The organism is Arthrobacter tumbae (assembly GCF_016907495.1).
Classification (GTDB): Bacteria; Actinomycetota; Actinomycetes; order Actinomycetales; family Micrococcaceae; genus Arthrobacter_D; species Arthrobacter_D tumbae.
The window spans coordinates 2,442,711-2,469,058 of record NZ_JAFBCC010000001.1; the positions used below are offsets into that span (position 1 = coordinate 2,442,711).

A 26,348-nucleotide genomic window follows, 5' to 3' on the forward strand; every position below is an offset into this window, starting at 1 on the left:
TCCCAGAATCAGTTTCCCTTGCGGACTGTGGTTACTCTCTTGTTTTGGGCCAATCCTGCTGAAAAGCTGCGCGGCGGCAACGGCCGAATCCCTAATGGCGGACACCTCGTTGGAATGCTCAGCGGTTTCGTGGTGTTGCGAAGGACAAGACACCCAACGAAAAGGAGCGGTTATGTCACGCATTGCCATCATTGGAGGCCACGGGAAAGTGGCGTTGCACCTGTCCAGGGTTCTGTCCGGAGCCGGTCATGAGGTGAGTTCGATCATCCGCAATCCGGATCAGTCGGCTGACGTCGAGGAGGCCGGAGCGAAGCCTGTTATCGCGGACGTGACTCAACTGGGGGTCGGTGAGCTGGCCGACGTCGTACGTGGACATGACGCGGTGGTGTGGTCGGCGGGTTCGGGTGGCAGCAGCCCTGAGGCGACCTATGCGATCGACCGGGACGCCGCAATCCGCTCCATGGATGCCGCGAAAGAGGCCGGCGTCAACCGGTACGTAATGGTTTCCTACATCGGCGCGCGCAAGGATCACGGCGTACCCGAGGACAACGGGTTCTTCCACTACGCCGAGGCGAAGGCTGCGGCAGACGAATACCTGCGCGGCACGGATCTCGAGTGGACAATCCTCGGCCCAGGCGCGCTGACCACGGATCCCGGTAAGGGAACCATCGAGGTGTCGGCCGATCCACAGCAGGATTCAGTGGCCCGTGAGGACGTGGCGCAGGTGGCTGCATCCGTGCTGAACAACCCGGGGACTGTCGGGAAGTTCGTCCAGTTCAACACCGGCGAGACGCCCATCGCGGAGGCGCTCGAGGTGGTGTGACGCCGCCCTTGCCCGGACACCGAGAAGCCCGTTGAGGTGGTGACGACACCTCCGCCGGTCGTGGCGCCGTCGCCGTCGTGTGCATGCTGCCCCCGCCCTCAGGTGCGGGCGCAGCGCCCACTCAGCGACCTACGAAGCGGTCCTTGAACCGCCGGTAACGGCGTCGGATCAGGCTCACCAGACTGGCGTCACTGATGGCTTCCTCCAACAAATCGATGCGTCGGTTCAGCTCTCCGACCTGGTCCTCCATGTAGTTCTTTCGCTGGTGGAGGTGGTCAAATTCGTGCTGGTTGTAGGAGGTGAGGTAAAGCAACGCGCCCATTCCCTGCGATGCAACGTATTCCCGCAGGTGGCGCTCGCGCACCTCGAGGTCGAGGCGGATGTGCTCTTCCCGCTGAGCTACGCTGTTTGCCAGATCACCGGAGGTTTCGCGGCGGCGGTTCCAGTATGCGAGAGGTGTTCCGTCGATGAATCCCAGGCGATGGCGCTGCAGCAAACGCAGATAGAACTCCCAGTCGCCCACCACTGACAGTGATTCGTCGTAATAGCCGATGTCCTCATGCACGGAGCGTCGGTAGAGCACCGAGATGGGTACGCAGCGATTACTTCGGAACATGTCGAAGAGCGTCACCGACCTCATCTCGGGCCAGAAGATCTCGCGCTCCAGATCTTCGATCCGCTGGCCTTGAATGCGTTCCCAGACAATCTCGGTCCGGACCGCGACGCCGGCGTCTTCACCGTTACTCAGATGGCGGACGGTTTGCTCAAGAAACTCGGGGTGCCATTCGTCATCGTCATCATGGATCGCAATGAACTCCGATGCAGTGGCACGGATTCCGGCATTGGAAGCGACTTCCATGCCTTTGGAATGCGCATGGTGCAGAGCGCTGGCGCGACCTCCCAGGGCCGACGCATGTCGTTCGAGGAGCAGATCAACCTTGTGCGCGTCCCCACCATCGTTCACGATGACGAGGATCCAGCCTTGGAACGTCTGTCGGAGCACATCCTGAAGTGCCCGTTCCAGAAGCAAAGGGCGGTTCTTCGTCCGCATGATGATGGCGACCGCTGCAGCAGGCTCAATTGTCATGGTGTGTTATTTCCCCTCGATCCGGGCTCGAAGCGACGCTACCCCGCGCACCGCTCGGAAGCTTCGTGACGCGAACCAGCCCTGCAACTCACTCCTTGCGGCATCCGTATCCCGGCGCGCAAGGTCCAGGTCTCCGGTGAGCTGTTCCCGCACTACGCGAAGTTCCTCCACCTCTGCGCTGAGGCGAAGGAAGGCGGACTTCACCGCCGCTGCCTGCTTGCCCCATGGTCCCGCTGCCGGCAATTGTGTGGTCCGGCTCAAGGTCGGGGTGGAGAACGTTTCGCCTCTCAGGGCGGATACGACGTCGTTCCACCACGCGGTGAACTCCTGGCGCCGCTGAGGCCCCGCAGTTGCGCAATGGGCCCTGATTTCGCCTCGCCTGGACCAGGCTTCCTCCACTGCCAGCCTCGCTGTGCCATCCAGGAGCGACAGCGATGAAAGGGCGAAGTCTTCGAGGCCCCAGTGCGCCAATGCCCCGCTGAGTCGGGTACCGCTGTAGTTGTCGGACGCCACAGCCACCACTGGGGCACCCGTTTCCATGGCAAAAATCACCGGGTGGTAGCGGGAAGTGAGCACCAGTGCAGCGCCGGACGTGAGGCTGGCGGTGCGGTGAGCTGTCTGGATGGGCAACACAAACTGTGGTGATTCGCCCATGGCCGCGAGACCCATGGCCGCGACGATATCGCGATGAGTGGCTTCGTCGCCATCACCGGCACCCGGCGACGCCATATGGGGAAGGAAGACCAGTGGCAGCCTACTGATCTGCTGGGCGTGGTTGAGGAACGCTGCCACTGATTCAATAAAGTCGAGGTAGGCGGCAGATCCGCTGGGAATGCCGCTCGGAGCCGAGAAGGTGACCGCTGCATACTGCGTCGGCAGGTCAAGGGCTGGTTCAGTGCTTGGACGTTGCGCGTTCAAGCTGGCTTCCGTTGCAGGCCAATCCCCGGCGGAGGCTGCGAAGAAGGCGGCGTCGTCGAGACACTCGCCAATGCGCGCTGACCCGTCGAATTCCCTGAGTAGTTGAACGGTGAAAGCCTCCCGCCCTCCAACGAGGCTGGCTTTCCGCACCATGCGCTCGGCCGTCGCGCCATCCTCGCCGTACAGGGTGGGGCCGAGGGTTTGGCCGCCAAGAACCACGGGCTTGCCGAGGGAATGGGCGATGCTGACTGCGGCGGCGCGCTCGTACAGCAGCCAGCCATAGATTGAGTTCATGTTGCCGCCACCTGCGATGAGCAGGGCATCGCAGGACCTGAGCGCTTCAATGAAGCCCCATACCTGGTCCGAGGGTGGCAGCTGGGAATGGTCGCCTGCGACGACGTCCCGGATGCGCCGGAGGTAGTCGCGCCTGTCATTCGGAGGCCAGGGAAACTGCAGCGTGGGAGCGGCTTCGACTCCGGAATAGCGGGCGAGTGTGTCTTCCACGTCTCGGCTGAAGAGGAGGATGCTGTCGATATCCCGGGCTGCCAACTCCTCGACAGCAGCGTGAGTCATAGCTTCGTCGCCGACATGGTAGACAGGCTGGCCGATGTCTCCCAGGACAGCAACTCTCATGGAATTCCTCATTCTCGTTCAGCAAGCGAAGCGCCAGGAGGCTGGCCGCCCCGATTCAGTGTGACCGACTCAGTGTGCCCGACTCCCGGCACTGGAACAAAGTATCAGTCGCAATTGAACGCCGCATCGCTGAGCGGGAGGCCTTTCAGGGACGCTCACTTCTGCGGTTGCTGATCGGCGAGAGTTGAATCCCACACCTCGCACGCTCGCAGGGCCTGCGCCAGTTCTCTGCCGCCACCCTGCGCGATCAATTCCGGGTCGCCCACGATAATCAGCAGACTACGAGCCCGCGACATCCCCACATACAGCTGCTCGGCTGCCCGCTCCAGCTTCTTGAAACCGTCCACGCAGAGAATGACCACTGATCGTTCGAGTCCCTTGAAACCGAGTACATGGCCATAGAACTCAGACTCCTTCGCATGGAACTCGTTCCAGTATTCAAGGGTGGTGCCGGCTTCATGGTGCTGCAGGTGAATGGGGTGGCGGTGGTTGGTGGTGAGCAGGGCGATCTGGTTGGCCGGCCAGCCCTCGTCGATCAGCGCGTCCACGCAGTCTGAAGCGCGGTCCAAGGCATCCTCGGTAGTGCAGTCCACCCGCCGCACCGGCATCCCGGTGTTCCCCCGCGGCGTGAAGTGCTTGCCGGCCAGGGGTTTGAAGGTCAGGGCGATGCGGCGTGTGTTGCGGAGATTGTCGTCCACATGAATGGGGACCAGGTCAGCGAGCGGTCCGTTGGTGAAGTCCGCGGTGCCGCCGCTGCGGTGGTAGACATCCTGCCGGTCGTCCATGAAGGCGTAGATCTCGCTGGAATCCGGATCCTTCAGGCACTGGAACAGCGCTTCCCACCAGAGCGGAGCGAAGTCCTGCGCTTCATCCACCACCACGGCGTCGAACTTCTGATCCATCGGGAGGTGAGCGGCTTTGTCCTTGAGGAGTCGCGGCATCTCCTCGTCAAAGTAGGACTGCCCTTCTCCGTCCGGCACCCCGAGGGACCGCACGTACTCGTGAAACTCGCCGGTGAACGCCGGTTGCCTCTGCCGCCAGGAACCCACCTTGTTCTGCAGGTGCATTCCCAGGCCCTTGTTGTAGCAGAAGACCCCAACCCGTTTGCCTGACTTGCAGAGCTCCTGCGCTTTGGCGAGGGCAAGCCACGTCTTGCCGCTGCCGGCGCCGCCGGTGAAGCGGATGCGCGTGATATCCCGGGTAGCGGCCAGCAGAGTGTCCTGCCGCTCGGTCAACTGGTCCTGCAGGTCCTCGCTTTCGGCTGTATTGGACGTGTCACTGGGCAGGGAATCGAAGGTTCCTTCCAGCTTCCGCGCAATCCGTGCCAGGTACGACGCCGCCAGCGGAGTTGCGCCGCTGGCTTCCGTCTCGATGGCGTGACGGATTTTCTCGGCCGCTCCGGGCAGGTCTTCTCGATCCAGAACCAGTGCCCGGGGAGATCCGCTGAGTGTCCAGTCCCGGGGTACGGACGTATAGGGAAGGCACGCCATGTAGGCGAAGCGGCTGGTGAGCACACTGCCCAGCTGCTCACCGATCCACTCCTGGAACGCGTGCTTGGAGCCCTGGGATTGCACCAGTGGACTCTGAACCGGATGCTTTCCGGAGCGGTCCGATTGGTACCACTGACCCTTATCCACACTCACCAGGCCACCCTTGACTTCGATGGCTGCCATGCCGACGCCGGGCCACAGGACGAGCAGATCGGTCTCGTGTTCGGAGCTTCCGTGCCGTACCTGAACCGAATGCGCCAACACCACGCCATCCGGCAACGCTGCTTTCAGCACCTGCCAAACGGCACGCTCCGCCGACTGGCCGTCATCGAAGACGGGCTTCTCGGGGATGCAGTGTACGGCGAACATGTCCTAAGCCTCCACCGAATCCGCACTGTAGCTTTCTCCACATAAACCGATGAATGCGCCAAGTTCTTCGAAGTGCTCCGGTCGGGACGGAAGATGATGTGTCAGCTCGGGGGAGCGGATGATGATGGCCCTCCACTGACCGCGGGAGATGGCCACGTTGATCCGGTTGCGATTCAGCAGGAACTGGATGCCTCGTGGCGCATCTGACGCCGCGGAACACGCCATCGAGACAATGACCACGGGAGCTTCTTGACCTTGAAACTTGTCGACGGTGCCGACGCGGGTTCCTTCCAGCCCAGCATCCTTGAGCTTCCGACGGATCATCTGAACCTGTGCGTTGTAGGCAGCGACCACCAGTACGTCGGCATTCGTGAGGGGACGCCGTACAGCCGCGTCGTCCCAGGCAAGACCGATGTGCTTCTGCACCTGCCGAACGACTTCCTCGGCTTCCTCTGAGGAGGCGCTTGCATTTCCGCTGTGTTCAACCAGAACGCATTCCACGCCGGCAGGCACGCCTTCCAACACCCGCTTCGTCGCGATGACCGCACTTTCGAGTTTGCCGTCGTACGCCAGCCGCGACACCGCCGAACACAGGTCCGGATGCATCCTCCAGCTGTCGGCGAGGAAGTATCCGAACTCGGGTCGAAGCGTTGCGCTGCCCTGCGAGAGCCAACCAAGTGCCGACTCGTCAACCGGCTCGGGATGATTTGCCTGCGTCACCTGCGGCAACTGTTGAGGGTCGCCGAGCAGAAGCAGGCGCTTGGCTGCACGCGAAACCGCAAGGGTATTAGCGAGGGAAAACTGGCCGGCCTCGTCGATCACCAGCAGGTCGAGCGATCCCGGCGGCACCTTGCTGCCGGTCATCGTCCAGGCTGTACCGCCGACCAGCGCGCCGTTCAACCCGTTAAGCAGGGCGGAGACGTCGTCGTCGGTTCTGTGAAGCCACGGCGCCTCAGGATTGCTCGTCTTCTTGGCGACTCGATCAGCCGGCACACCGGCTGCGAGGGCTGCTCCGAGCATGTGCTCGATGACGGCATGGGACTGTGCCACCACACCGACCTTCCAGCCACGCGCCACCAAACCGCAGATCACATGGGACCCGATGTAGGTCTTGCCGGTGCCCGGCGGACCCTGGACAGCGAGGTAGGAACGGTCCAGAGCTTCGACAGCTGCGGTGATGGCTGGGATGTACTCATGATCGACGACCTCCGGAAGTGCGGCTCCGCCGGTCAGGCGAGGACGTGCCTTACGGAGGATCTCGAGCCCGGGGGTGCGGGGAAGCTCGGGAAGGCTCGCTCCAACCTCCCTCGCCAAGTCGGAGAGGGCAGCGCGGATGGACTTCGTAGCGACCGGCTGATCCGCGGTCAGGGCCATCGGCGTTTGCCCGTATTGCTCCCCTCCGCGCTTGAGCTTCTCCCGGACGACGAGGTGCTCGCCGTCGCGATCGGCGTAGGTTTTCACGACCTCCGTGCCGAACCAGCCCTCTCGGCCGCCGACTTTGCCGTCGAATGGCTCCAGCCCTTCCGGAAGCGGTTCGCCGTACATGCGGAACCAGGTGCTTCCCGGCTTGAAGTCCGAACCCTCGGACGAGATTCCGCACAGGTCGAGTTCCCGTACGTGATTGCTTCGTGCATTGGGCTTCTTCCAGTCATGAACGACGGTCGCATGGCGCACGATGAAGACATCCCGCGTATTGGACCAGTCGTCGACGGGAGAGCCGAGCCGGTCAAAGTGCTCCCACCAGAACTGCTTTGCTTCCCGCCGGTGGTAACCGACGGCTGCAGCGACCATGGCAATGGCCTGTTCGTCGTCGGTCAGCACACGGGTTGTTGGCAGGGAGAACACGTGATCGAGCAGCACCTGCTCCTCGGGCGTGGGAGGTTCGGACCTGTCGACCTTCGGCTCCTGAGGCTGCGCCAACCCGATGCCGCGCTCGGCGGCCAGTCCCAGCAGCCAGTTCCGCAACTCAAGGGTGGACAGACAGTCGTACTGGTTGTAGTGGCTGATCCCGGCGAGGATCTCCGATGCCCGCTCGGTATTCCCGCTGTCCCGTGCCTCGCAGAACTGAGCGTAGGCAACCACTGAGGCGCCGGCGTCGGTCACGTCTCCCGAGCGCAGGTTGCTTCCCATGTATAAAGGTTCGAGCTTCTTGATGCTGTACGAGCGGTCTGAAATCCGCAGGCTCGTGCGCACAGTCTCATACAGGTCAACCAGCACACCGTCACGAAGGAGAGTGTCTACCGCTTCCTCGCCGATCAGATGGATCAGCGAGAGATTTCGCAGAGCACTTTTTTCGTAGGCTGCGTAATGGTAGATGTGCATGTTGGGATAACGACGGCGTCGTTCGGCCACGTAGTCGAGGAAGTTCGCAAACGCAGTGCGCTCCTCGACACGATCGTGCGCCCAGAAGGGCACGAACGGCGGTTCATCGCCCTGCGCCGGCGGATTTTCCACAACGCCGAAAAGGTACTCAATGCCCCAGCGGCCGGAAAGCGGATCCTGCCAGAGCGGATCGCCTTCGAAGTCAAAGAAGATATCACCGCCATCTGGCTCGGGAAGGTTGCCGAAGCTGTTGTTCTCCAGTACCCGGTAGCTCAGCGTCTGCTTCTCGTTGTGCTTGTCCGTGTACTCGACGCTCCCGTCGATATCTGCGTCTCCGGTTTGCATCCGAGCCTGGTCTTGGAGCGCGAGGAGGCTCTCATTATCCGGGAGAACGTCCATCGCCGCCAGATCGTCAATCGTGTGAATGCCGTCCTGCTGCAGCTTCGCCCGGCGGGTGGTGCTCATCCGTCCAACCAGCAGCAGATCCCTCGTCTCTTCGACCATCAGCTGGCAATATTCGCACCGTCCGCATGCACTGTGCGACTCGCTACCCCAGATCACCGGTTCCGGCTGGCTGCGATGTGCACCGATCAGGTTGAGAAAACGATCTCTTCGCTCCCGGTACACGGGCAGCAGGTCCGCTACCCGGTGATTGCTGTGCTGTTCATCGCCGAGCACCAGCGTTACCAGCGGCGCAAGCTCTATCCCGGCTTTCAGCAGCTGATCGCCGTAGGCCGCCAGCTGCAGGAGCGCGCCAACCTTGGCATGGCGGGCAAGCTTGGTGTCCCAGACGGCGTACGCGCCGTCGACCTTCACCAGAAAGTCCGACCGCCCGTGAAACTGTCCGTCGAAGAAAGCGGCCTGAAAGACAACGTCAGCTCCGCTGCGCAAAGCTTCGACAGATTCTGTGTGCTTCGCGAGCAGGAGTGAACGCTCCATACCGGCGGCGGGAACGACGTCGTACACGCCAGTTCCCCGCTCTGGATCCCATTCACCGTGCTCGGTAACGAACTGTTCGAGGATTCTCTGTTCATGGACGTCGCCGAGTTGGGCGGTGCGCTCAAGCATCTCGTCGACGTCGAATTCGGGCTTCTGCGCGCGGCCCAGTTTCTCGTCGAGCACCCGGAGCGTGCGGTATTCACAGACCGATGCGTTGACGAGGTCCGTCGCGGAGAAGACAAGATCGGGCGTGTTCTGGCCACTGACGGGCTCGAGTAGGAACATTGCACCTCCATGGGTTTGTTATTCCCATGGAAACACGCACCCCTGACAATTCTAAGCGGGCTGAATCTCGTCCTCCGCTGCCGGCTCCTCGATATTCTCCCGATAGTCGGCCAACACCAGGATCGGCAGGTGGTCCGACGCCCCGCGCGGCAGGGTCTCCACCTTGTCGATCTCCAGTCCGCGCGACGTCGCAAAGTCGAAGTGCCCCCGGAACACCATGCCGCGGGTGTAGGTTCGCCGGTCGCTCAGCGAGAGGTCGTAGCCGGATTCATTCATGCGCTCGGTGAGCTTCTGCGTGAAGAACGGGTAGTTGAAGTCGCCGACCATCAGGGTGGCAAAACCGTCTCCCATGCTCAGGAGCTCGGCGTGCGCTGCGTTGATCTGGTGCCTGCGCAGCGAATTCGAGGCCGTCAGGGGAGCCGCGTGGAAGGACCCGGCAACCAGCGTGTTGTCGGTCTGCAGGTCGAGGAGCTTGACGCCGATCAGCCGCTCGTGGGCAGGCGTGAGCACCCGGTCATGCAGGGACTTTTTCAGCGAGAACGAGTCGGCACGGACCATATCGAAGCGGTCCCGCCGGTAGTACATGGCGAGTCCCAGGCGGTTTTCCTTGGTGGCGGTTGCCATCTGCAGCCCACCGACGACGTCGGGCAGGTCCGAGGCATCGCACTCCTGCAGGCACAGCAGATCCACCTCGTAGTCCTCGGCGAGGGCTTCGAGCTCACCGCTGGCCTTGTGCTCACGGAGGTTGTAGCTGATCGTGCGTATCAGGGCCGCACTCCTTTGGCGATGGACGGCAGAAGCAGGTTCAGTCTAAACACTCTCAGGCTTCGTCGAAGATGATGACTTGCCGGATTGCCTTCCCATCAGCGAGTTGGTCCATTGCCTCATTGATGTCCTCCAACGCAATATGCGAGGAAATGAGCGCCTCGACAGGCAGCTTCCCCTCCCGCCACAGCTGCGCATACGTCGGGATATCCCGCTGAGGGACGGCTGAGCCGAGGTAGCTCCCCACAATCGTGCGCGCTTCCGCCGTGAGGCCAAGCGGTGCAATCGACGCCCGCGCGTCCGGCGACGGCAGGCCAACGGTCACTGTGGTCCCGCCGACGTCCGTGAGCTGCACCGCAGTCTCGAACGCCCGGGCATTGCCGGCTGCCTCGATCACCACCGGCGCCTTGATTCCCAGCTCGAGGGCCTCCTGGGGTGTATAGACGCCGGCGGCGCGGAGTTCCCTGGCCGCGTCCAGCTTCGCAGGCACCGCGTCGACGCCGATGACGTCGCCTTTACCCAGTGAAATCGCCGTGATCAGTGCAGCCATACCGACGCCGCCCAGCCCCACAACGATCACCGTGTCACCGTCCTGCGGCCTGCCGGTGTTGATCACCGCACCGCCTCCGGTGAGCACAGCGCAACCCAGGACGGCAGCGATTTCCGGTGGGACGTCGTCGTCGATTCTCACCACTGACTTCTGATTGACGACGGCGTGCGTCGCGAAAGCGGAGACACCGAGATGGTGCTTGACCTCCTTCCCATCGCGGTGCAGGCGCTGCCCGTCGCCGAGCAGCACTCCCGCGTTGTTGGCGGCGGAGCCGGTGGAGCAGGGAAGCTTGCCATCGGTCCGGCAGTTCCTGCACTCGCCGCAGCGCGGCAGGAAGGCCATCACCACGCGGTCGCCAACCGCGAGACCGGTGACCCCTTCGCCCAGTTCTTCCACCCGCCCAGCCGCTTCGTGGCCGAGCAGCATCGGCACGGGCCGGACGCGGTTCCCGTCGACGACGGACAGATCCGAATGGCACAGCCCTGCGGCCTCGATGCGCACCAGAATCTCGCCCGGCCCCGGCGGATCAAGCTCGACCTCACCGATGCTGATGGGGCGGGAGTCGGCATAGGGCCGGCCCCGTCCGACTTCTTCGAGAATTGCTCCAGTGATTTTCATGGGTGCCTTTATCCGGTGGATCAGGTAGCGGCGGCCAGGCGCCGTCGTAATTCTGCTGCCAGACCGCCGCTGTCCACTTGCATGGGCAACGGTTCGCGGCCCCAGAGCCACAACAGGACGTCGTTGGGTTCCCCCTCAATGATGGCGTCGGGGGAGGAGCCTGCCGCGGAGGAGATCTCGACGTCGTGAGGCAGCAGGCGAACCGACCAGGATCCACCGCCGCTTTCGAGCACCAGATTTCCGGTGACCTCTGCCGGGGCGTCGTCAGCAACCTGAGTGGACCGCCCGCGCTCGAACATGACGGTCAATACCTCGTCAATACCGTCGATTGCGAGGTCCGTCCCGATCGGCTGAGGATCGCCCAGGGCTGCTTCGAGGTCGTAGCGGTGGATCGATGTCTCGTGCGCCAGCCGGCGGATCCAGAAGCCGACGGTCTGATCCTCCGCGACCCACGATTCGGCTGGATCCGACGGATTGTGCGCATCGAATTCAGCGGTGATCCGCTCGTAGCAGGCTTCCAGGATTTCGACCGGGCCCAGCTGCAGAATCTCCTCGGGAACCCAACGGCCCTGCGGTTTGGTACCGGTGCGGATGGTCTCGGCCTTCTGCAGGTAGACGAGGGCAGTGTGGCGGACCAGTTGCTCGATGTCCCAGTCAGGACAGGCAGGAACACGGGCGGTGAGGTCGGCGGAGCGAGTGAGCTCCAGCAACCGCGAGAAGTCCTTCTCCATCCGCTCCCGGTAGCGGTCAAAGGTGAGGGTATACGGGTAGTCGGGATTCATCGGCCGGTTCCTTTCGCCAGTTCAGGGATCCCGCCGGCGAGGATCGCGTTCAGCAGCTCCCGGACGTTCTCGAAGACGTAGGCCGCACCGGCGTCGCGCAGTTCAGCCTCGCTGGTGCCGCCGGTGGTGACGGCAATGGTGCGCATGCCGAGCCTGTTGGCGGCAAGCACATCCCAGACGGCATCGCCGATGAACACCGCCTCTTCGGCCTTGAGATCTGCAACCTTCAGCGCCGCCTCAAGGATGTCGGGGGAGGGTTTGCTGATGCCGGTATCGGTTGCGGTGGTGGCGCCGGTGATCGAATCATCGGCATCGATCACCTTCTTCAGGACGGCCAGTTCCTCGTTGTTTGCGGACGTGGCAAGCACGACGGCGAGGCCCGCCTCCGCGCAATGCTTCAGCAGGTCGCGGGTGCCGTCGAACGAGCGGATAGCCGGCCACTGCGCTGAGAACAGGGCGCCGTGTGTGTCCTTGAGTGCCTCGTCCTGGTCGGTGTTCCGGTCCTCGCTGATGAGGTGCTCGATGAGGGTGGTGCCGCCCATCCCGATGGTGCGGTGGATGCTGGCCATGGGCACATCGTGGCCGAAGCGGCGGAACGCTTGCCACCAGGCGAGGGTATGCAGGTAATTGGTGTCCACGAGCGTGCCGTCCACGTCGAAGAGGACGCCGCGGGCGCCGTCGTCGTGCTGTTCTGTCATGATTCCGCCTAGCATCGTCGCCGTGCAATAAGATGTGCTCCAATACGGGTGTATCGGCGGTAACTCACCAACAGGATCCCGGTCTACCAACCTTGTCTCAGAAGGAATACAGATGTCGAGTTACTCCACCCAGAATCGTGCTCCGTACCCGAGCGAACAGCCCTTCGCGACCGCCAGCACCCGCAGGTCTCCGGGCATGAGCCACGCAGGTTCAGACTACGAGGGAAAGCGCGCTGCTCAGCTCTCACTCGCCTACGGCGTGCTCGGGATGTTCCTGTTCTGGTTCGTCTTCGGTCCGCTTGCGATCAGCTCTGCGAACAAGGCCGAGCGGATGGGCGAGCCGGCTGCCGGCGGGCGACTGCTGGGATGGGTCGCGATCATCCTCGGCGCGCTGAGCATCCTGCTCATCATCGGGTGGGTCCTGTTTTTCGCTGCCGCTTTCTCCAGCGCGTTCCCGAGCGGGATGAGCGTCTGACCCCACTGGGGCAGTAAGTCTGACGCCCGCTCACCGTTGGGAGGGCATGTGGGCCCTTTCCCTGACCCCGGGCAGGAGCAGCACCGCCGCTCCGGCTGCACAGCAGAGCATGACGACGGCGGTGGGCACCGGGGAGGACAGCCCGAAGGCTCCGGTGACCGGAGCGATGATGGCCGCACCAGTCATGTTCGATGCGCCCAGGAGCGAGGCAGCGGTTCCGGCGCGAAGACCATGGTGCTCGAGTGCCGTCGCCTGGAGGGCGGGAGTTGCGAGCCCGAACGCCGTTGTGAATCCCATGATCGGTGCCATCAGACCCCAGACGCCCAACTGCGGAGCAAGGCTGACGCTCAGCAACAGCACGCTCGCAGCGACTACGAGGGCAACGGCACCGATCCGCACCACCAGTACCGGAGACGTTCGCCGGGCAATGAAGCCGCCTATCTGCGCACCGATGACCATCAGGGCGCCCTGTGCACCGAACAGAAGGGCGTAGCCGGTGGGGCTCAGTCCGTAGACCTCCTGTATCAGGAAGGCGCTTCCGGCCATGAAGGACATCATGGCGGAGAACAGCAGCCCGCCGGCCAGAGCGACGGAGCGGAAACGCCCGTCAGCGATGAGGCTTCGGTAGTCGTCGGTGAGGCGCACGCCCTTTCGCTGCAGTCGGCGCTCGAGTGGATTGGTCTCATTACGCAGCAGGATGGCGCCTGCCACGCAGAGCAGTACAAGGCCGTAGGCGAGCAGAATCCAGAACAGTCCGCGCCAGCCCACAACCTGCATCAGTTGGGCGCCGAGCGCGGGCGAGGCGACCACGAAGACACCCGACACGATGGCCAGACGCGCGAGGATGATCATCAGCTGCTTGCCGGTGTAGAGGTCGCGAACAATGGCCAAGGCAATGACGGCGCACGCCGCTGAGCCCATGCCCTGGAATGCCCTGCTGGCGATGAGCCATTCCATCGAGGGCGCCAGGGCGCAGGACACAGTTGCGAGGCAGTAGACAACGATCATCACGGCGAGCGGCCGGGCGCGTCCGACGGCGTCGGACACCGGTCCCGAGGTCAGCTGTCCGATGCCCATACCGATGAAAGCGGCGGTCAATGTCAGCTGCACGGCAGACTCAGGCACCCCGAACTCCCGGCGGATAGCTGGGAAAGCAGGCAGGTACAGATCCATGGTCAGAGGCCAGATCACCTGCAGCATGGCAAGGGCGGCCACGAGGATGAGGACGCGCGGACGCGCCTGCGGCGGAGAGCTATCGGCCTCGGTGATTGCCGGTGAGGACTGTGCCTGGTTCACGAAGGACCTCCCGGTCGGATAGCGCTTTCCGACTACTCTACGCGGTGAGCCGCTCCCGGCACTTAGCATCCTTCTCGTTTTCGCCTTCGCACTCCTTGTGCTCCTATAGAAACTTTGACGCACCACCCACCCGCCCTCTATGCTTTTGTGAATCGATTCAATGTGAGGGTCGGCACGCAGCGGGTTATGTTCCTGCGGTTCGAGGCGCCTCTACCAGTCACAGACCACGAAGCTACGCCGGGAAGGAATCTCCGGCTCCTTGCCAATGGCGACGAAGGAATATCAGCAATGAGTAGAACGCCCACCGATGACATCAGTCCGGTCCGCGAAGCCAGTATCGGTCAAAGGGATCCCAAAAGAGCCGCGATGAGCGGTTGGATCGGAAGTGCCCTCGAGTACTACGACTTCGCGTTGTACGGGCTCGCCGCGACCCTGATCTTTCCCGCCATTTTCTTCCCGTCCGAGAATCCAACTGTCGGGATCATCGCCTCCCTCGCTACCTATGCCGTCGGGTATGTCGCCCGTCCGGTCGGTGCGGTTGTCCTCGGCGCGTACGGTGACCGGCACGGCCGCAAGCAGGTCCTTGTCTTTGCGATGCTGTTGATGGGCTTCGCGACCTTCGCCGTCGGACTGCTGCCCACATTCGGTCAGGTGGGCCTCCTCGCGCCGGTCTTGCTGGTGGTCCTCCGCCTGATCCAGGGATTCGCAGTTGCAGGCGAGCTCGGCGGAGCCAGCGCCATGATCGTCGAGCATTCCCCGGATGCCAGGCGAGGATTCTTTGCGAGCTTCAGCCTTCAGGGCACCCAGGTAGGGTCCATTCTGGCTACCGGTGTGCTGCTCTCACTCGCCGCCATCCTCCCGGATGCCGACTTTGAGGCCTGGGGCTGGCGCATCCCGTTCCTGCTCAGCGCCCTGGTGATCCTCGCCGGTTACTACATCCGTCGTCGGGTGGAGGAGCCTCCGGCATACCAGGCCCAGTCCGAAAGCGGCGAGACAAAGCGCCGGTTCCCGCTGATCGAACTGCTGCGCACCTACCCATGGGTGGTGGTTCGCTGCATCATCATGACCTTCACCAACGTCATCGGTATGGCGACGCTCATCTTTGGCGTTGCCTACGCGACGCAGGATGGGTACGGCATTGGATACTCGAGTGACGACTTCCTCTGGGTAACCCTCGTGGCAAACGTTGTCGCTGTGTTGACCATCCCGGTCTTCGGCGCGTTGTCGGACAAAATCGGCCGACGAACGCTCATGGTGGTTGGCGGGCTCGGTGGTGGCCTGTTGGCAGGAGGATACTTGTGGGCCATCGACCAGCGGAGCCTGCTGCTGGTCTTTGTGTGCGTCGTGATCGTGCAGGGGCTCTTCTTCCAGATGTGGAACGCCACCTTCGCCACGTTCTTCCAGGAGCAGTTCCCCATGAGGATCCGCGTGACCGGGTTTGCGGTGTCACAGAATGTCGGGCTCATGATCGCGTCATTCTTCCCGAGCGTCTTCACCGCTATTGCTCCGCCCGGTTCATCGAACGTTCCGATGGTTATCGGCATGACTACGTTCGGCATCTGCGTGGTTGCAGCGGTGGCAACACTTTTGTCCCCTGACACCAGGAGCAAGTCGCTCGAAGACCTCGAAGTCTCCTGACAGGCGCGAAGAAGCGGTACCCGTCGGGTGCCGCTTCTTCGATGCATGCCTGCCACTAAGCGGGCACTGACAAAGATGAATATGCCCATCGATGCCACAACGGAAATCGAAGCGATGGCGCAGGACATGTTCGAGCCGTTCCCTGCCAATGAATACCCGAACCTGGCGGCGTTCGTGACGGACCACGTTCTGCAGCCGGGCTATGACTTCGCAGAGGAATTCGAGTACGGCCTCGACGTGATCCTGGACGGGCTGGAACAAGCCCTCAGCTAGCGCAATCGGCCGTTCTAGCAGCACTACAGTGCGGGAAAGAGCCGTGATCTGAGCACTCAACGGGACAGGCGGCACCGCCTGCCCGTAGCGGCTGAACGACCGTCCGCAGCTCAGGTGGGCAGATTGTTCAGCTGCTGCTGAACCAACTGCTCAACCTGCCAGTAAGTGTTCCTCCGTGCAGCACGGCTCGGATCCAAGTATTTGGGTGGCCTGAACCATGGAATTCCGTTGATGGACTCGACGGTCCACTTTCCCTCATGAAGCACGTGGTGGTGCCGTGAACACACCAGCACTCCATCACTGAGGGAAGTGTTGCCTCCGGTGGCCCAGGGGACGATGTGGTGGGCTTCGCACCAGGTTGCCGGGATGGTGCAGTCAGGGAACGCGCATCCCTTGTCCCTGGCGACAAGTCCCCGACGCATGTAGGGAGGAAAAAGGCGTTTGGCACGTCCGATGTCGAGGAGTTGACCATCACCGCCGAGAACCATGGGAATGATGTCCGCATCGCAGGCCAGTTTCCGGATGCTGCGAGCGCTCATTTGTTGTGAAAAGACGGCGTGACCGGCATTCCCCATGTCAGCTTCGAGGTCCTGATAGTTGATGGTGACCATCACCTGCGCCCGGTGGCCACCCGTGGCTGGCAACCCATCACTGGCCAAGGCAAGACGGCAGGCTGAGATTAGGCCAATCAGAAGGCTTTGCGGCCGTGTCAGCTGATCCGTGTCCCACTGGTCTGCGATGTCTTGTTCGCTGACGTTTCCGCTTTCGCCGCTCGTGGAGAAGCCAGTGCCGTTGGCTCCTTTACCGCCTACGCTGCTGGCGGAGGTGCTGCTGCAGTCCCGAGTGCCGTCATCGTTGTTCTGGGTGGCACCCGACACGCACCGGGGATTGGTGGCAGTGTTCATCACCGTGGACAAGTACTCAAACTGTTCATCCGTGGCGCCGATCTCCAAGAAGTGCAATCCGTTACGCCGGCCACGTAGAAATACACCCTGCCGGGCTTTCACTACCTTCTCCGTGGGTTCCTGACCATCCTGATCAAGCGTGCTGTCCCCACGCTGGGCGAGCACCCGGAGGGTGTCCTCGTCCGATTCGATAGCGTGCCTGGTGAGGTGGCGCTCCATCGCGTCCAGCTGCTGTGAACTGGCGACAGGACGTACACGTTGAACCGCATCACAAATGACAGTGATGGCTCGTCCGCTCACCAAACCTGCGCTCGAAGCGGCAGCCAGCACAGGCAGCGTCGGTTCAGTGACCGCTCCCGGTCCGGAGGCATCCGGCAGGAGATTCGCGGCGAGACGAAGGCGACGGTTCGCCTCACTGCGACTAATGCCGATCTTCGCACGCAGATACTCCGCAGTATCGCGGTGGACAGGCAGCGGTCGCTTACTCTGAGCCGGTGCGGAGGACGCGCCATTCCAGTCCTGCTCAGGGCCGCCGGATTGGTGCTCTACTTCACCTAAGGCCGCGATGTCGTGGGCGACCACGGTATGGGCGGCGAGCACCTGCAGAGAATCGACCAGCCTCGATAGTTCCTCGACTTCCACGAGGGTTGCGGCGGTCTTCACACGAGTCCGCGCGAGGTAGCCTTCCCTGAGCACTCGCCCGAACGCTTCAAGGTCAGAACGCACCGACTGCAGCAGGGAGTTCTCCTGCAGCTGATGGTCATGAAGTGCGAGCGCCATGAATAAAATTTATCGAACACCAGTACTAATAGCGATGGCTGAAGGCCAATGTGGAGGAATAGTGACCCACTGCTTATCCACAGTGTGGACGGGATCTTCAGCGGTGTTTCAGCTCCTCAGCGTGAAGAGGCGGACTACCAGCGTGGCCAGGATGCGTACGCTCATGATCGGCGGTGGGAACCGTTATGCGCGTCATGTGTTCTTCGTCTGCAGTAACAATCCCCAAAGCTATCGCGTAGGGGCAAAGGCAGACGAGAATGAGCGGCAGCGGGATGTGATCTGGACGGAGACCTCCCGCGAGGCGGGGCCCGTTTCCCCCAATCGTGGCCCCGCCGCCTCACTCCTTCCTCCCCAAGGAATCAGCAAGCCCCTCAGGTGATGCTTGGGCCGGGAACAGTCGCCACGACCTGACGAGAGTTCCCGCCGGGCAGGGTCCGCTTGCTCAGCCTTCGGCAGCGGGCCGGCCCGGTCACAGCTACCGGGTTTACCAACCCGTCGAATCGAGAATGAAGCGCGCGGTTTCCTGCGGCTGGTCCCAGTGTGGGAAGTGCCCGCAGTTCTCGAAGACGTGGAGGGTGGCGTCCGGGTAGAGCGACATGGCGACGGCGGCTTCGCTGAGCGGGGTCACCTTGTCCTGTCGGCCCCAGCCAAACGCGAGGTTCCCCTTGAGGGTGCCCTGCGGCGCACCCTGCTGCCGCGGTCCGTGTGCAAGTGACCTGCGCGCCTCATCAAGGCTGCGGGAAGTACTGAATCCGCGAAGCTCCGTGAGCACCAGGTCCGGATCGAGTTTCCACGGAGCTGCCGAGAACTGCGCCAGCAGTGCGGTCCGGCCGGCAGCCTGTTTGACGAGTGACGGCAGAACGGACTGGATGCGGCGCACCAGCGCGATGGAGGCTGTGATGGTGCTGTTGAAGATGCGCACCTGGGTGTCATTCCAGAATCCGCCGGGATCGAGCGCCACGACGTTGCCGGTGTGCCCGCGGCGGGCCATCTCGACCACCATGCGCGCACCCATCGAACTGCCCACAATGTCAGCCCCCTCGAGCCCCTTCTCGCGAAGGAACTGTTCGACGGCGGCGGTCAGAGTATCGATGCTCACCGCACCCGTAAGCGGCTCGCTCTTGCCGAACCCAGGGAGATCGATAGCGATGACTTCGCGCTGTTCCTGCAGCATCGGAAGGATCGGATCCCAGTTTCGGATGCTGGATCCGAGTCCGTGGACGAGGACAAGCGGTGTGCCGGAGCCGGTTTGTTCGGTGTTCAGCATGTGAATCGTGTTCCTTCCGTTTCAGGGCTGTTCGTCGCAACCGGTACCTGTGGATGCCTCGCGCACCGAAATGAAAGCCGCTACCGCCAGAACACCGCAATGATGATGTTGAGCAGCGTCAGCCCACCGATCACGCCCAGAATGGCGGACGGCACCGCGTCTTTCTTCCGGTTGATGAAAGCCAGTACGACGACGGCGACCATCACCAGGAGCTTCACTCCAATTTTGATGTTGTCGACTTCCGCAAGATCACCCGCTTCGATGACCCCTACCAGTCCCAGCCCGGAGACCAGCTGGAGCCAGCCGCCGTGCATGATGCCCGGCGTGATCACGGCCCCGCCGGTGCGCATGCTGCGGATCTGCGCGATGACGCCGCCGAGGATGGCAGCAAGACCAACGAAGTGCAGAACGAGGAGCAGATTGCGCAGGAATTCCATGGCACCAGCTTAGGTCGTGGTCTCCTCACCTGTTGGGGCGGGGGCCGTCCGCTGCGGCGCGCTGCCACTCCACGGAAAGCGCCGGTATCCTTGATGTGATGCCATTCGACGCTCCACCCTCGGTAACTCCTGACCAGATCAGCGGGCTTGTCGATATCTCCAGCTTCCGGCGTGGGGCGGCACAATGAGCTCCGCATACGGCAGGCCGAAAGTACCAGCGAAACCCCTGGCGCAACAGACACCCAACACGTCCGAACCTCCCGCCTGGCAGCGCAGCCTGGACTCGCTCCTGAACCCGAAGCCTGCTGCGCCGGTCAGTGCGTACTCCGCCAGCGGCTACTCCGCCCGCCCGCCGGGGCCGGCGGTTCCCCTGGCGCTTTCCTTCGAGCTGCGCGAAGGTGCACCGCGTTCCTCGTCCAGCCGCTTCAGACGGCAGGACCCGGGCGTGCATCTCTATATCCGGCCGGTCCACCGAAGCGCCAGCGGCAATTGGGTCGCCGGTCAGCTGCGGTGGCAGAGCTTCTTCGCCGGGTACAACAGGGCGGGTTTCGAGGACGCGCACTGGGACTGGATGTCCACCTTCGCGGCAGTCCGCGCACGGAGCGCAGGCTCGGGCCACGGCCCGGGTGAGTTCATGAGGGTGGACGATTTCCGAAGCCCTCTGCTGTGGGACCTGTTGGTGCGCGGCCGCGAGGCCGGAGTGCAGTTCCTCACCGCCGGGAGCGGGAAGGTGACGCTCCACAACAACGCGGACGTCAGCCTGGACGTAAAGGCCGACGGCCGCGGACTGATCCTCGCGCCGCAGGTGGAAGTCGACGGCGGTGCACTGGATCCGACGTCGATCGGCCTTGTCGGTTCCCCGGCCCACGGTATTTTCTGGTGGGGCCCCGACGACGCACACACACCGCTGTCCGACCGGAATATCGCGCTCGCACCCACGTCCGCTCCGGTTCCGGAGGCACTCCGTTCCCTGGTGACTGCGCGAAGTCCGCTGCAGATTCCGGGAACGGGCCGCGAGGCGTTCCTCCGGGACTACTATCCGCAGCTGCACCAGCAGGTGAACCTCACCTCAAGGGACGGCTCGGTGGAGCTGCCGGAGATCCCGCCGCCCTCCCTCGTCCTTCGAATCAATTACGCTCCCACCGCAGCAACAGGCTCGCGCCGTCGTTCCTCCGATGCGCCCGCGCACACCGAGGCGGTGAGATTGCATTGGTCCTGGGAATACACCCATGGAGGAACGACGACGGTGCACCCGCTTCCCGAGGACGGCACCAGCCACCGAGACCGGCCGGCGGAATCCGGCACCCTGGCCACCGTTGCCGGTCTGCTCGACGGCTTCCGCGCCGCCTGGTATGACGCCTTCCCGCGGCCGGCGGAAGGCTTCGCGGGCCGGCCGGAACCGCGGGAACTGCACGGCGTGGCCGCCGCTCGGTTTGTCGCGGAACTGGTGCCTGAGCTCGAAGCCCTGGAGCACGTGCGCGTCGTGCAGAGCGAGGATGTCCCGGACTACACGGAGCTGACCGAGCAGCCAACCGTTTCCGTGAGTACCAGCGAGACGGACGACCGCGACTGGTTCGGCCTCGGCGTCAGCGTCTCCCTGGGCGGCACGGAAGTTCCGTTCGGCGAGTTGTTCCGCGCGCTCGCCCTCGACGAGCAGCACCTGCTGCTGCCCGGCGGCGGCTATTTCTCGCTGGACCAACCCGAATTCTCCCAGCTCCGCCGCCTGATCGAAGAAGCCCGGTCGCTCCAGGACAAGGACACCGATGAGCTGCGGATCAGCCGCTTCCAGGCTGGGCTATGGGAGGAACTGGCGGACCTTGCGGCCACGGCCGAACAGGCGGAGTCCTGGCGTAACTCGGTGTTCGCGCTGCTCGAGCTGTCCGAGGTGCCCGCGAGGGACGTGCCCGCCGGAATTCAGGCAACGCTGCGGCCCTATCAGCAGGAAGGATTCAGCTGGTTGGCCTTTCTCTGGGAACACGGACTCGGCGGCATCCTGGCCGACGACATGGGGCTGGGAAAGACACTGCAGGCGTTGGCGCTGATCGCGCACACCCGGCAGGCGGGGCAGGAAAAGCGGCCATTCCTCGTCGTCGCACCCACATCCGTGGTGCCGAACTGGGCAGCCGAGGCTCACCGGTTCGCACCGCAGCTTCGTGCGGAAGCAGTCCTGGACACACTGCGCCGCAGCGGTGCCGATCCTGCCGCGCTGGCGGGCAGCAACGACGTCGTTATTGTGTCCTATACGCTGTTCCGGCTGGATTACGAGGCGTACGCCGCGCAGGAGTGGGCAGGGCTGATCCTGGACGAGGCGCAGTTCGTGAAGAATCCGGTGACCCGGGCCAGCCAGAATGCGCGGGAGTTCCCGGCACCGTTCAAGCTGGCGATCACCGGCACGCCGATGGAGAACAACCTGATGGAGCTGTGGTCGCTGTTCGCAATCACAGCCCCGGGCCTGTTCCCCAGCTCCAGGAAGTTCGCGGACTACTATCAGCGGCCCATCGAGAAGGAGTCCGACGGCGAGAGGCTGGCTCAGCTGCGGCGCAGGATTCGTCCGCTCATCACCCGCCGCACCAAGGAGCTGGTCGCCAGGGACCTTCCGCCCAAGCAGGAGCAGGTGCTCGAACTCGAGCTTGCTCCCCGGCACCGCACGATCTACCAGCGGCACCTGCAGCGCGAGCGCCAGAAGGTGCTTGGCCTGCTTGATGACATGAACAAGAACCGGTTCGAGATTTTCCGGTCGCTCACGATGCTGCGCCGGTTGAGCCTGGACGCGTCGCTGGTGGATGAGAAGTACGCAACAGTTCCATCGAGCAAGTTGGACGCGCTGTTCGAGCAGCTCGAGGACCTTGTCGCGGAGGGCCACCGGGCGCTGGTGTTCAGCCAGTTCACCGGGTTCCTGGCCAAAGCGGTTGAACGGCTGGAGGCAGCCGGAATGGAGTATGCCTATCTGGACGGAAAGACCCGCCGCCGTGCAGAGGTGATCGAGAAGTTCAAGTCCGGGGAAGCCCCCGTCTTCTTGATCAGCCTCAAGGCGGGCGGGTTCGGTCTCAATCTGGCGGAGGCGGACTACGTTTTCCTGCTGGACCCGTGGTGGAACCCGGCGAGTGAAAACCAGGCGGTGGACCGGGCGCACCGGATCGGGCAGCAGCGCAATGTGATGGTGTACCGGCTGGTAGCCAAAGACACCATCGAGGAAAAAGTGATGGCCCTGAAGGAGAAGAAGGCCAAGCTTTTCACTGCAGTAATGGACGACGACGCGATGTTCTCTTCCGCTCTCACCGCCGGCGATGTGCGCGGCCTGTTTGAGTGAGAGCGCTGGTGATACTGCGCCACAGAGGGGCACGCCGTCTAACCCAGTAGAGCGACCGGCATGATCGTGCCGGTTTGTCGGTTTTGACCTCAACACCCGGCTGTCCCCAGTGCAAATAGACGGAAATCGGAACGTTCGTACCGTTTATTGCTCGATTGCCGTTGAAAAGCTCCTCGATCACCGACATACTTGAAGAATCGGTACGATCGTGCCGGACGAGGAGTGGATGATAGTAGTGGCTTTCGAGCAGACTCTTGCGGAATCCGTGCGTGCCCGACGCGTCGCCGAGCACCTTACCCAAGCTGATCTCGCTGACCTTGCCGGCGTCTCGGAACGATTCGTCCGATCCGTTGAACACGGGAAGCCGACGGTCAGGTTGGAGTCGCTGCTGGTGGTCCTTCGCACTCTGGGACTCGATCTTGCTGTCACGGGCTGGCGCCGCGAGGCGCAGCGCGCTGAAGGGGCGGAATCGCAGAGTCGTGGCACACGGTGAAATCATTCGAGGATGTCAAGGGTCAGCGGCAGGCTGACGTATACAAACGGGGTGTCCTCGCCGCACGACTCGAACGGTATGAGAGTGGGACACGGTTCAGCTATTTGCCGGAATACCTTGTGGTGGGCGGTCCAGCTGTGGCGGCATCGCTACCGCTCTCATCCGAAGACGTGATCAGGACCAGCGGCGCTGTGCCCCCTTTTTTTGCTGGTTTGCTGCCTGAGGGGCGCCGCCTGTCATTGCTGCGCAGGGCCGTAAAAACGTCGATGGACGATGAACTATCTCTTCTGCTCGCGGTGGGAGGTGACACGGTGGGCGATGTGCGGATCGTACCCAGGGGCAGCGTCGTGGCGGAGGTTCCTGCCGCCGTCGTACTGGATCCAAAGGTGCCGGTTGATTTCGACGAGGTGATGGAGCAGACCGGGGTCGACCCGAGCGCGTTGGCCGGCGTTCAGGACAAGCTTTCGGCAGGAATGATCTCGCTTCCAGTGGAAGCGGGGGGAAAGCGCTTTATTCTCAAGCTGGATCCGCCCGAGTATCGGCATGTGGTCGAGAACGAGTTCCTGATGTACTCGTATGCGCGTCGACTGAAAATACCCACGAGCGCGGTGCGTGTAGTGCGTGATGTGGCGGGGCGGCCTGGGCTATTGGTCGAGCGGTTCGATAGGGATACGGCCCCCCAGGGGGAACTTCGCCGGCTGGCCGTGGAGGATGCAACTCAGATCTTGGGGCTGCATCCGGCCGCTAAATACGACGTGCCCTATGAACAGGTGTGCCGGGAACTCATTGCGCTCTGCGATGCTCCGCTTCCGGCGCTACGCAACCTGGCGCTGCAACTAGTCTTCGCTTGGCTGACGGGAAACGGCGACCTTCATGCGAAGAACGTCTCTCTCCTGCAGGATGCGCTCGGCGGTACCGCAATCGCGCCGATCTATGACATCCCGTCGACCGTGGTCTACGGAGACAGATCACTTGCTCTGCCCATAGCGGGGAAGCGGACAGGTATCTCGCGCAAGCATCTTTTGGGCTGGATGGAGGATGTGGGCCTGCCGCAGCGGGTGGCCGATCGGGTCCTCGGCATTGCTTTGAATGCGAACGGGGCTCTGATTGACGACCTTCGTGGGGGAGCGGCGCCATTCTCTGACGCTGAGATCAGGAGTTGGGTAAAGGAACTGAAGAACCGCAGGCGGCTGGTCGAGGAGTAAGGCTCGCGGCGGGTCCGTGGCTCCAGAGCTTGGGACGCGAATGCTCCCTAGGATTAGCGCATGATCCTGACCCAACTGCCTCCTCAACCGTTACGGGTGATCGTCGAGCCGACCGGTGGAGCGGAGTGGTGGGAAGTTGTCGGAGCTCTCGGCCCACTGGCAGTCCTCCTGGCAGCTGTCATTACCGGCGCCGTCGCGTGGAAGAGCGTTCGACAGTCGCAGAAAGCGCTGGAACAGGAGATAGACGCTGACCGGCGAGACCTAGCGCAACGATCACTCGCCGACCAAAAAACCCAGTGGTGGGAACGCGTCCAGTGGGCGCTCAACGCTGCCTTTTCCGGCGACCCGAACCGGAAAGCGGCGGGGATCGCTATGGTCCGGGTGCTCAGCGAACCGGAGTGGCTCACGGCCGAGGAGCTCCTGCTTCTCGACGCCGCTTGGCGGGAAGGGCTGGAGCCCGAAGAATCTCAGCCGCGTGGTGTCCGCGCAACGGAGAACGCGTCAGGCCGACGCGTCAAGGCGGAAGCCGCCAGACTCCGCGTTGCTCTCGATCGTCGCCTGCACCGGGCTACACCTGACTGGGTGCACACGGTCGCTGAAGCGAAGCTTCAGTAGCCGCTGAGCAAACAGCGTCAGGCCACGTGTTGGACCGGGAGGGTGCTGCTGAGGAATTCCCTGAGCGATGTACCTTTCACACCGTAGGTCTCCGCCATGCCGGCCATGTCCATGGGTGAGTCGTAGGTCTCCAGTGCGGTGAGGAGCTGCACAATGAAATCCGGCATCCCGGGCACCGGTTCACCGATCGGAACGGTGCGGACCTCGACTGCATGCCGCAGGAACTGCTCGAACACTGCGACGACGTCCCGCCAGGAAAGCGGTTCCGGACCGCCCAACCGAAGCGTTTGGTTCTCGGCTGCCGGGGAGTGGAGCGCCGCCAGCGTGTAGGCGGCGACGTCGGACATCGTCACGAAGGAGTGCTTGCGCTCGCCGGAGCCTACCAGCGTGACCGGGGCGCCCGACAAGGCCGGACCCCCGACGACGCCCATCAGCAGGAGGTCGATATACACATTCGGCTGGATCGACGTCCACACCATGCCGGATTCGGCGAGGTGTTTCTCCGTCTCTCCCTTCGCACGAAGCAGCGGCATGGTGCTGGTGGGGTGCGCGCCAAGCGAAGAGATGAAGATGAACCGCCGGACCCGCTCGGAAACGGCTGCATCGACCAGATTGCGGTTTCCGATCAGATCCACTGACTCGATGGTGTCGGCCCCGCCCCGCGCCGTCGAGTTCGCCGTGGTGATGACTGCGTCGACGCCCTTGCAGGCTTCCCGGAGTGAGGAGGGATCTTTGAGATCTCCGAAGGCAACCTCCACGGTCGGCCCGAAGCTGCCCGCAGGATCTGCCCGGACAAGGACACGGACAGGTTCGCCCTGTCGACTGAGTTGCTGCGCAATGAGCCCGCCGAGCTTGCCGGTGGCTCCGGCTATGAGAATCATGATGCTTCCTTTGAGCTAGCGATCCAATAGGTAAGTGAGAGCAGCAGTGACGTCCTGAGCGTCGTCGTCGACTGGCTCCAGAAAGAACCGGGCGCCCGTGATCGTCTCGGTCCCGACAGTGAAAATAACGACGCCGCGCAGCAGGTGGGCATTGCCGTCGCGGCCGGTGCCGCGATGCTCCCATTCGGTCCAGACCACCTGACCGTCGACGGCCGAGCTGATAACGCTCGTCTGGATATCAGGGAGGGATTCGAAGATGGTGTGCCAGTTCTGCCGCACCTGATCAACCCCGGTGAAGCTGGGTGCGGGGTGGGCCGGCGTGATGTTGACGTAGTCGTCCGCGAAGCAGACCGTGAGGGCATCGAGATCGTGGTCGTTGATCGCGCTGGCGAGCTGGTCGATCACCCGTAGCGGGTTGCGCTGCGGGTCAACTGCACGAGGGTGTTCCTGGTTGCCGTTCATCGGCTAACCTTTCATTACAGTACTTTGTACCC

General features: G+C 63.1%; 22 protein-coding genes. 8 read left to right on the forward strand and 14 right to left on the reverse strand.

All coding sequences use genetic code 11. From position 1 onward, the window contains the following. Nucleotides 1–172 precede the first annotated feature (172 nt). Nucleotides 173–823 (forward strand): SDR family oxidoreductase, encoded by a 651-nt coding sequence (locus tag JOD47_RS11760; RefSeq protein ID WP_204534505.1) that lies wholly within the window; start codon nucleotides 173–175, stop codon nucleotides 821–823. Nucleotides 824–944: 121 nt separating this feature from the next. Here the strand turns inward: JOD47_RS11760 and JOD47_RS11765 are convergent, their stop codons facing one another. From JOD47_RS11765 to JOD47_RS11800, 8 genes are all read right to left on the reverse strand, one after another. Next, on the reverse strand, nucleotides 945–1,910 hold the full coding sequence (locus tag JOD47_RS11765) for a glycosyltransferase family 2 protein (protein ID WP_204534507.1): 966 nt from the start codon (nucleotides 1,908–1,910) through the stop codon (nucleotides 945–947). A gap of 6 nt (nucleotides 1,911–1,916) precedes the next feature. After that, nucleotides 1,917–3,461 (reverse strand): polysaccharide pyruvyl transferase family protein, encoded by a 1,545-nt coding sequence (locus tag JOD47_RS11770; protein ID WP_204534509.1) that lies wholly within the window; start codon nucleotides 3,459–3,461, stop codon nucleotides 1,917–1,919. A gap of 155 nt (nucleotides 3,462–3,616) precedes the next feature. Beyond that, nucleotides 3,617–5,320, reverse strand: coding sequence for a nuclease-related domain-containing DEAD/DEAH box helicase (locus JOD47_RS11775; RefSeq protein WP_204534510.1), 1,704 nt, complete (start codon nucleotides 5,318–5,320; stop codon nucleotides 3,617–3,619). Nucleotides 5,321–5,323: 3 nt separating this feature from the next. Further along, entirely contained in the window at nucleotides 5,324–8,866 is a 3,543-nt protein-coding gene (locus JOD47_RS11780) for a TM0106 family RecB-like putative nuclease (RefSeq protein ID WP_204534512.1), read from the reverse strand. Nucleotides 8,867–8,917: 51 nt separating this feature from the next. Continuing rightward, nucleotides 8,918–9,631, reverse strand: coding sequence for an endonuclease/exonuclease/phosphatase family protein (locus tag JOD47_RS11785; protein ID WP_204536656.1), 714 nt, complete (start codon nucleotides 9,629–9,631; stop codon nucleotides 8,918–8,920). A gap of 55 nt (nucleotides 9,632–9,686) precedes the next feature. Then, the gene (locus JOD47_RS11790; RefSeq protein ID WP_204534514.1) at nucleotides 9,687–10,799 is read right to left on the reverse strand and encodes an alcohol dehydrogenase catalytic domain-containing protein; all 1,113 of its coding nucleotides are present in this window, start codon (nucleotides 10,797–10,799) and stop codon (nucleotides 9,687–9,689) included. A gap of 20 nt (nucleotides 10,800–10,819) precedes the next feature. Further along, a complete protein-coding gene (locus tag JOD47_RS11795; protein ID WP_204534516.1) occupies nucleotides 10,820–11,581 on the reverse strand; it encodes a maleylpyruvate isomerase family mycothiol-dependent enzyme in 762 nt (253 codons plus the stop codon). Then, nucleotides 11,578–12,279 carry an HAD family hydrolase gene (locus tag JOD47_RS11800; protein WP_204534518.1) on the reverse strand — a complete coding sequence of 234 codons (702 nt, stop codon included), beginning with the start codon at nucleotides 12,277–12,279 and terminating at the stop codon, nucleotides 11,578–11,580. The genes JOD47_RS11795 and JOD47_RS11800 overlap by 4 nt, the downstream gene beginning before the upstream one ends. Nucleotides 12,280–12,391: 112 nt before the next feature. On the opposite strand from JOD47_RS11800, the gene JOD47_RS11805 reads away from it, so the two are divergent. Beyond that, nucleotides 12,392–12,754, forward strand: a complete 363-nt coding sequence (locus JOD47_RS11805; protein WP_204534519.1) for a hypothetical protein — start codon at nucleotides 12,392–12,394, stop codon at nucleotides 12,752–12,754. A 30-nt stretch (nucleotides 12,755–12,784) separates the two neighbouring features. On the opposite strand, the gene JOD47_RS11810 is transcribed toward JOD47_RS11805, so the two are convergent. Then, a complete protein-coding gene (locus tag JOD47_RS11810) occupies nucleotides 12,785–14,050 on the reverse strand; it encodes a multidrug effflux MFS transporter (protein ID WP_204534520.1) in 1,266 nt (421 codons plus the stop codon). A gap of 288 nt (nucleotides 14,051–14,338) precedes the next feature. On the opposite strand from JOD47_RS11810, the gene JOD47_RS11815 reads away from it, so the two are divergent. Together JOD47_RS11815 and JOD47_RS11820 are read left to right on the forward strand one after the other, a co-directional pair. Further along, nucleotides 14,339–15,688: an MFS transporter gene (locus JOD47_RS11815; RefSeq protein ID WP_239548087.1), complete on the forward strand. Its 1,350-nt coding sequence runs from the start codon at nucleotides 14,339–14,341 to the stop codon at nucleotides 15,686–15,688. Nucleotides 15,689–15,733: 45 nt separating this feature from the next. Then, nucleotides 15,734–15,961, forward strand: coding sequence for a TetR/AcrR family transcriptional regulator C-terminal domain-containing protein (locus JOD47_RS11820; protein ID WP_204534521.1), 228 nt, complete (start codon nucleotides 15,734–15,736; stop codon nucleotides 15,959–15,961). A 110-nt stretch (nucleotides 15,962–16,071) separates the two neighbouring features. Here the strand turns inward: JOD47_RS11820 and JOD47_RS11825 are convergent, their stop codons facing one another. The 3 genes from JOD47_RS11825 to JOD47_RS11835 all read right to left on the reverse strand — a co-directional run bounded on the left by JOD47_RS11825 (nucleotide 16,072) and on the right by JOD47_RS11835 (nucleotide 19,350). Beyond that, entirely contained in the window at nucleotides 16,072–17,646 is a 1,575-nt protein-coding gene (locus tag JOD47_RS11825; RefSeq protein ID WP_204534522.1) for an HNH endonuclease signature motif containing protein, read from the reverse strand. A gap of 484 nt (nucleotides 17,647–18,130) precedes the next feature. Beyond that, entirely contained in the window at nucleotides 18,131–18,913 is a 783-nt protein-coding gene (locus tag JOD47_RS11830) for an alpha/beta fold hydrolase (RefSeq protein WP_204534523.1), read from the reverse strand. 80 nt (nucleotides 18,914–18,993) lie between these two features. Then, complete coding sequence (locus JOD47_RS11835; protein WP_204534525.1) at nucleotides 18,994–19,350, reverse strand: hypothetical protein; 357 nt, start codon at nucleotides 19,348–19,350, stop codon at nucleotides 18,994–18,996. 184 nt (nucleotides 19,351–19,534) lie between these two features. Here JOD47_RS11835 and JOD47_RS11840 point away from each other — a divergent pair, with 184 nt between their 5' ends. The 4 genes from JOD47_RS11840 (at nucleotide 19,535) to JOD47_RS11855 (ending at nucleotide 24,973) form a co-directional block, all read left to right on the forward strand. After that, nucleotides 19,535–22,660, forward strand: coding sequence for a DEAD/DEAH box helicase (locus JOD47_RS11840; RefSeq protein WP_204534527.1), 3,126 nt, complete (start codon nucleotides 19,535–19,537; stop codon nucleotides 22,658–22,660). A 226-nt stretch (nucleotides 22,661–22,886) separates the two neighbouring features. After that, the gene (locus JOD47_RS11845; RefSeq protein ID WP_204534529.1) at nucleotides 22,887–23,153 is read left to right on the forward strand and encodes a type II toxin-antitoxin system Y4mF family antitoxin; all 267 of its coding nucleotides are present in this window, start codon (nucleotides 22,887–22,889) and stop codon (nucleotides 23,151–23,153) included. Next, nucleotides 23,150–24,358 (forward strand): type II toxin-antitoxin system HipA family toxin, encoded by a 1,209-nt coding sequence (locus JOD47_RS11850; RefSeq protein WP_204534531.1) that lies wholly within the window; start codon nucleotides 23,150–23,152, stop codon nucleotides 24,356–24,358. The genes JOD47_RS11845 and JOD47_RS11850 overlap by 4 nt, the downstream gene beginning before the upstream one ends. 60 nt (nucleotides 24,359–24,418) lie before the next feature. Further along, complete coding sequence (locus tag JOD47_RS11855) at nucleotides 24,419–24,973, forward strand: hypothetical protein (protein ID WP_204534533.1); 555 nt, start codon at nucleotides 24,419–24,421, stop codon at nucleotides 24,971–24,973. 17 nt (nucleotides 24,974–24,990) lie between these two features. Here the strand turns inward: JOD47_RS11855 and JOD47_RS11860 are convergent, their stop codons facing one another. Then, nucleotides 24,991–25,854: an SDR family oxidoreductase gene (locus JOD47_RS11860; RefSeq protein ID WP_204534535.1), complete on the reverse strand. Its 864-nt coding sequence runs from the start codon at nucleotides 25,852–25,854 to the stop codon at nucleotides 24,991–24,993. A 15-nt stretch (nucleotides 25,855–25,869) separates the two neighbouring features. Beyond that, on the reverse strand, nucleotides 25,870–26,316 hold the full coding sequence (locus JOD47_RS11865; protein WP_204534537.1) for a nuclear transport factor 2 family protein: 447 nt from the start codon (nucleotides 26,314–26,316) through the stop codon (nucleotides 25,870–25,872). Between the last annotated feature and the right edge of the window lie 32 nt (nucleotides 26,317–26,348).

What these genes read in the sequence shown, in the direction of transcription:
- JOD47_RS11760 (WP_204534505.1), top strand. Translation starts at nt 173, where the DNA reads ATGTCACGCATTGCCATCATTGGAGGCCACGGGAAAGTGGCGTTGCAC.
- JOD47_RS11765 (WP_204534507.1), bottom strand. Translation starts at nt 1,910, where the DNA reads ATGACAATTGAGCCTGCTGCAGCGGTCGCCATCATCATGCGGACGAAG.
- JOD47_RS11770 (WP_204534509.1), bottom strand. Translation starts at nt 3,461, where the DNA reads ATGAGAGTTGCTGTCCTGGGAGACATCGGCCAGCCTGTCTACCATGTC.
- JOD47_RS11775 (WP_204534510.1), bottom strand. Translation starts at nt 5,320, where the DNA reads ATGTTCGCCGTACACTGCATCCCCGAGAAGCCCGTCTTCGATGACGGC.
- JOD47_RS11780 (WP_204534512.1), bottom strand. Translation starts at nt 8,866, where the DNA reads ATGTTCCTACTCGAGCCCGTCAGTGGCCAGAACACGCCCGATCTTGTC.
- JOD47_RS11790 (WP_204534514.1), bottom strand. Translation starts at nt 10,799, where the DNA reads ATGAAAATCACTGGAGCAATTCTCGAAGAAGTCGGACGGGGCCGGCCC.
- JOD47_RS11795 (WP_204534516.1), bottom strand. Translation starts at nt 11,581, where the DNA reads ATGAATCCCGACTACCCGTATACCCTCACCTTTGACCGCTACCGGGAG.
- JOD47_RS11800 (WP_204534518.1), bottom strand. Translation starts at nt 12,279, where the DNA reads ATGACAGAACAGCACGACGACGGCGCCCGCGGCGTCCTCTTCGACGTG.
- JOD47_RS11805 (WP_204534519.1), top strand. Translation starts at nt 12,392, where the DNA reads ATGTCGAGTTACTCCACCCAGAATCGTGCTCCGTACCCGAGCGAACAG.
- JOD47_RS11815 (WP_239548087.1), top strand. Translation starts at nt 14,339, where the DNA reads ATGAGTAGAACGCCCACCGATGACATCAGTCCGGTCCGCGAAGCCAGT.
- JOD47_RS11820 (WP_204534521.1), top strand. Translation starts at nt 15,734, where the DNA reads ATGCCTGCCACTAAGCGGGCACTGACAAAGATGAATATGCCCATCGAT.
- JOD47_RS11825 (WP_204534522.1), bottom strand. Translation starts at nt 17,646, where the DNA reads ATGGCGCTCGCACTTCATGACCATCAGCTGCAGGAGAACTCCCTGCTG.
- JOD47_RS11830 (WP_204534523.1), bottom strand. Translation starts at nt 18,913, where the DNA reads ATGCTGAACACCGAACAAACCGGCTCCGGCACACCGCTTGTCCTCGTC.
- JOD47_RS11835 (WP_204534525.1), bottom strand. Translation starts at nt 19,350, where the DNA reads ATGGAATTCCTGCGCAATCTGCTCCTCGTTCTGCACTTCGTTGGTCTT.
- JOD47_RS11840 (WP_204534527.1), top strand. Translation starts at nt 19,535, where the DNA reads ATGAGCTCCGCATACGGCAGGCCGAAAGTACCAGCGAAACCCCTGGCG.
- JOD47_RS11845 (WP_204534529.1), top strand. Translation starts at nt 22,887, where the DNA reads ATGATAGTAGTGGCTTTCGAGCAGACTCTTGCGGAATCCGTGCGTGCC.
- JOD47_RS11855 (WP_204534533.1), top strand. Translation starts at nt 24,419, where the DNA reads ATGATCCTGACCCAACTGCCTCCTCAACCGTTACGGGTGATCGTCGAG.
- JOD47_RS11860 (WP_204534535.1), bottom strand. Translation starts at nt 25,854, where the DNA reads ATGATTCTCATAGCCGGAGCCACCGGCAAGCTCGGCGGGCTCATTGCG.
- JOD47_RS11865 (WP_204534537.1), bottom strand. Translation starts at nt 26,316, where the DNA reads ATGAACGGCAACCAGGAACACCCTCGTGCAGTTGACCCGCAGCGCAAC.